Origin of the sequence: Candidatus Symbiopectobacterium sp., from assembly GCF_020054415.1 — a bacterium.
Lineage (GTDB): Bacteria > Pseudomonadota > Gammaproteobacteria > Enterobacterales > Enterobacteriaceae > Symbiopectobacterium.
In genome coordinates this window covers 1-2,717 of sequence record NZ_JAHWCO010000535.1, presented here as the reverse complement: position 1 = coordinate 2,717, position 2,717 = coordinate 1, and the positions used below count along the sequence as shown (strand labels likewise).

The window sequence follows — 2,717 nt, the reverse complement described above, 5'->3', positions numbered from 1 at the left end:
GGATTTTTATCAGGTTACGTTCCGCAAGAAGTTATATGGAGACCTGGAAAGCCTGCAGGTAGATCTGGACAACTGGTTGTGGCATTACAATAATGAGCGAACTCATCAGGGAAAAATGTGCTGCGGGCGTACGCCGATGGCCGCTTTACTCGATGGAAAACGGATCTGGGCAGAAAAGAATCTGAACCAGATGTAATCTGACAGACACCTGTATAAATAATCGGTAACTGTCAGATCAGGTCTGAGCTAGTACAGAATATGCACCTGAAGAGAAACGCCCTTCAGCACTTCGTGTTCCCCGTAACGCTTATGCAGTTCCGTCACCATCAGTTTATGATCTGACATGCTGTTTTTTCCTGATGTTAATGAGATGAACGGGTATGAATATGCCGCAGCCAGCGCCGTTCAGCGTGTTTAAACAGGACGATCAGCACAAAAGAGATTGCCAGATAGATCACCGCAGCAATGCCAAAGGAATAAAACGGCTGATAAGTGGAAGCGTTAATATCTCGGGCAATTTTCAATATATCCGGCACCGTTACGGTAAACGCCAGCGCCGTGGAGTGAAGCATCAAAATCACCTCGTTACTGTCCGCGGGAAGTGCAATACGTAACGCGCCGGGCAAAATAATACAGCGATACTGTTTAAACCGGGAAAAACCGTAAGCTCTGGCAGCTTCAATTTCGCAGTGAGTCACCGAACGGATTGTACCAGCAAAAATCTCTGTAGTATAGGCGCAGGTGTTCAATGCCAATGCCAATGCCAATGCCAGCACCGCACAGTTCAGCCCACTGCCGAAAAACGCATTCAGCATGTCAGTGCCACGCACGATCTCCAGACTGTAAACGCCGGAGTATAATACCAGCAACTGCACGTAAAGCGGTGTGCCGCGAAACACATAGGTAAATACCCACACCGGAAAACTGAAACGCCGCCGTGGAGAAACGCGGGCAATGGCCAGCGGAATTGCCAGCAGTCCGCACATCACCACCGACGAAATCAGCAGCCACAGCGTCATCGCCAGGCCGGTGAGACGATACCCATCACTCCATAGTAAAGGTTGCGAATACTGTTGCAGGATCTCACTCATAATTCACCTTCTTCACGCCCTGCGGGTAATGGCGTTCCAGCCACCACGGTACCCCGTTGGAGACGGTGGTAAAAATCAGATACATCACCCCGGCGACAATGGCGAAATAAAACGGTTCATGCGCCCCCTTGCCCGCTAACTGGGTCACTTTAACAATGTCATTCAGCCCCAACAGCGACACCAGCGCCGTTGCCTTGAGGATCACCTGCCAGTTATTGCCGATACCGGGCAAGGCAAAGCGCATAATGGAAGGAAAAGTGATGCGACGAAATACCTTCAGTGGTGTAAATTCATAGGCCACGGCCGCTTCAATCTGCCCAGGCGGCACAGCCAGATAGGCACCGCGAAAGGTTTCAGTGAAATACGCACCGTAGATAAACCCGAGCGTAATGATCTCCGCCGAGAGCGGATCGATATCGATTTGCGCGACACCGAGCGTTTCCGTCACGCTGTTGAGCGCAATTTGCAGACCATAAAAGATCAATAACATTAACACCAGGTCCGGCACACCACGGATCAGGGTGGTGTACGCGGAGAAAAAACCAGACAGCAGGCGATTGGCAGAGAGCTTGGCCCCTGCGCCAACAAGCCCAATGACCAACGCCAACAACAGCGAGCACACCGCTAATTGCAGCGTCATGCGCGCCCCGTCAAGAATCAGATCTGTATAGCCGTAAAGCATCGCGTGTTTCCGTCTAAAAAGGCACACTCTGCCTGCATAACGCAGGCAGATACCAGCAACACGTCATTAGCCGCCGTATACGTCAAAATCGAAGTATTTCTTCGCGAAAGTGTCGTAGGTGCCGTCTTTGCGCATCTCTTCAAATGCTTTATCCAGAGCAGCTTTCAGTGCGTTATCTTCTTTGCGCAGCCCCATACCGGTACCGACGCCAAAGAATTTGTCATCCTTCACTGCCGGACCCGCGAAGACGTAGTCTCTACCCGCCGGTAATTTCAGGAATCCTTCGCTGCCCGCTACTTCATCCTGGAACGCGGCATCAATACGGCCTGCGGTCAAGTCGGCGTAGATCAAATCCTGGTTTTGGTAATCCACCACATCAATACCTTTCGGCTGCCAGTTAGCATTGGCATATGCTTCCTGAGTAGAGGCCTGCAACACGCCGACACGTTTACCGCGCAGCGATTCCAGCGTCGGTTGAATATTCGCCCCTTTCTTCTCAATCAGACGCGCGTTGGCAGCGTAGAGTTTTTCCGTGAAAGCAATCTCCTGCTGGCGCTTCTCAGTGATGGAGAGTGAGGAGATGATGGCATCAATCTTTTTCGCTTTCAGTGAAGGGATCAGCGTGTCGAAATCACTTTCTACAAAAGTACATTCAGCCTTGATGTGCTTGCACAGCTCTTTAGCCAAATCAACATTAAACCCTACCAGTTCACCGCTGGCATTCTTGGACTCAAAGGGGCTTTGTTGAATAAATAGATTTTATGCTGGCAGTCCAGTGAAACGACAGATCATCGCAACGCAAAATCGGCTTTGTTGAATAAATAGATATTATGCTGCGTAGCCATAAAGGCTGCGGATTCCCTTGACGTAAAATCAGTATGTTAAATCCAGAGCGTGGTGATGCATCCCGGAGCGATCAGCATTTTAATCCAAAACAGGCGTGT

The 2,717-nt window shown here is 50.2% G+C and carries 2 protein-coding genes and 3 pseudogenes; 1 reads left to right on the top strand and 4 read right to left on the bottom strand.

All coding sequences use genetic code 11. From position 1 onward, the window contains the following. A pseudogene (locus QZ506_RS15745) lies at positions 1 to 196 on the top strand (IS481 family transposase); the annotation flags it as partial. A gap of 68 nt (positions 197 to 264) precedes the next feature. Here the strand turns inward: QZ506_RS15745 and QZ506_RS15740 are convergent. The 4 genes and pseudogenes from QZ506_RS15740 to QZ506_RS15725 form a co-directional block, all read right to left on the bottom strand. After that, positions 265 to 345 (bottom strand): annotated as a pseudogene (locus QZ506_RS15740) (histidine/lysine/arginine/ornithine ABC transporter ATP-binding protein); the annotation flags it as partial. A gap of 17 nt (positions 346 to 362) precedes the next feature. Beyond that, positions 363 to 1,091: an ABC transporter permease gene (locus QZ506_RS15735; RefSeq protein ID WP_291972324.1), complete on the bottom strand. Its 729-nt coding sequence runs from the start codon at positions 1,089 to 1,091 to the stop codon at positions 363 to 365. Beyond that, positions 1,084 to 1,773, bottom strand: coding sequence for a histidine ABC transporter permease HisQ (locus QZ506_RS15730; RefSeq protein ID WP_291972322.1), 690 nt, complete (start codon positions 1,771 to 1,773; stop codon positions 1,084 to 1,086). The genes QZ506_RS15735 and QZ506_RS15730 overlap by 8 nt, the downstream gene beginning before the upstream one ends. A gap of 66 nt (positions 1,774 to 1,839) precedes the next feature. Further along, positions 1,840 to 2,514: pseudogene (locus QZ506_RS15725) on the bottom strand (lysine/arginine/ornithine ABC transporter substrate-binding protein); the annotation flags it as partial. Positions 2,515 to 2,717 lie beyond the last annotated feature (203 nt).